Source organism: Exiguobacterium aurantiacum, from assembly GCF_001766415.1.
GTDB classification, from domain to species: Bacteria; Bacillota; Bacilli; order Exiguobacteriales; family Exiguobacteriaceae; genus Exiguobacterium; species Exiguobacterium aurantiacum_A.
Genome location: NZ_MKXO01000021.1, coordinates 1 through 1,308, shown reverse-complemented (window position 1 = coordinate 1,308; position 1,308 = coordinate 1). Strand labels below are relative to the sequence as shown.

General features: G+C 53.3%; 1 rRNA gene. It reads right to left on the bottom strand.

The annotated features are described in order from the left end of the window. Positions 1–1,308 (bottom strand): 23S ribosomal RNA (locus BJU60_RS14690); the annotation flags it as partial.

Sequence of the window (1,308 nt, the reverse complement as noted above, 5' to 3'; positions counted from 1 at the left end):
CACTGCGGCTTCTCGGGGCTTTAACACCCTAAGAAGCACCCCTTCTCCCGAAGTTACGGGGTCATTTTGCCGAGTTCCTTAACGAGAGTTCTCTCGATCACCTTAGGATTCTCTCCTCGCCTACCTGTGTCGGTTTGCGGTACGGGCACCTCTCACCTCGCTAGAGGCTTTTCTTGGCAGTGTGGAATCAGGAACTTCGCTACTAAATTTCGCTCGCCATCACAGCTCAGCCTTTACGGGAAACGGATTTGCCTATTTCCCAGCCTAACTGCTTGGACGCGGATATCCAATACCGCGCTTACCCTATCCTCCTGCGTCCCCCCATTGCTCAAATGGTGAGGAGGTGGTACAGGAATATCAACCTGTTGTCCATCGCCTACGCCTTTCGGCCTCGGCTTAGGTCCCGACTAACCCTGAGCGGACGAGCCTTCCTCAGGAAACCTTAGGCATTCGGTGGACGGGATTCTCACCCGTCTTTCGCTACTCATACCGGCATTCTCACTTCTAAGCGCTCCACCAGTCCTTCCGGTCTGGCTTCACAGCCCTTAGAACGCTCTCCTACCACTGTTCGTAAGAACAGTCCGCAGCTTCGGTGATACGTTTAGCCCCGGTACATTTTCGGCGCAGAGTCACTCGACCAGTGAGCTATTACGCACTCTTTAAATGGTGGCTGCTTCTAAGCCAACATCCTGGTTGTCTAAGCAACTCCACATCCTTTTCCACTTAACGTATACTTTGGGACCTTAGCTGGCGGTCTGGGCTGTTTCCCTTTCGACTACGGATCTTATCACTCGCAGTCTGACTCCCAAGGATAAGTCATCGGCATTCGGAGTTTGACTGAATTCGGTAACCCGGTAGGGGCCCCTAGTCCAATCAGTGCTCTACCTCCGAGACTCTTACCTTGAGGCTAGCCCTAAAGCTATTTCGGAGAGAACCAGCTATCTCCAGGTTCGATTGGCATTTCACCCCTACCCACACCTCATCCCCGCACTTTTCAACGTGCGTGGGTTCGGGCCTCCATTCAGTGTTACCTGAACTTCACCCTGGACATGGGTAGATCACCTGGTTTCGGGTCTACGACCACGTACTCATGCGCCCTATTCAGACTCGCTTTCGCTGCGGCTCCGCATCTTCTGCTTAACCTTGCACGGGATCGTAACTCGCCGGTTCATTCTACAAAAGGCACGCCATCACCCGTTAACGGGCTCTGACTACTTGTAGGCACACGGTTTCAGGATCTATTTCACTCCCCTTCCGGGGTGCTTTTCACCTTTCCCTCACGGTACTGGTTCACTATCGGTCACTAGG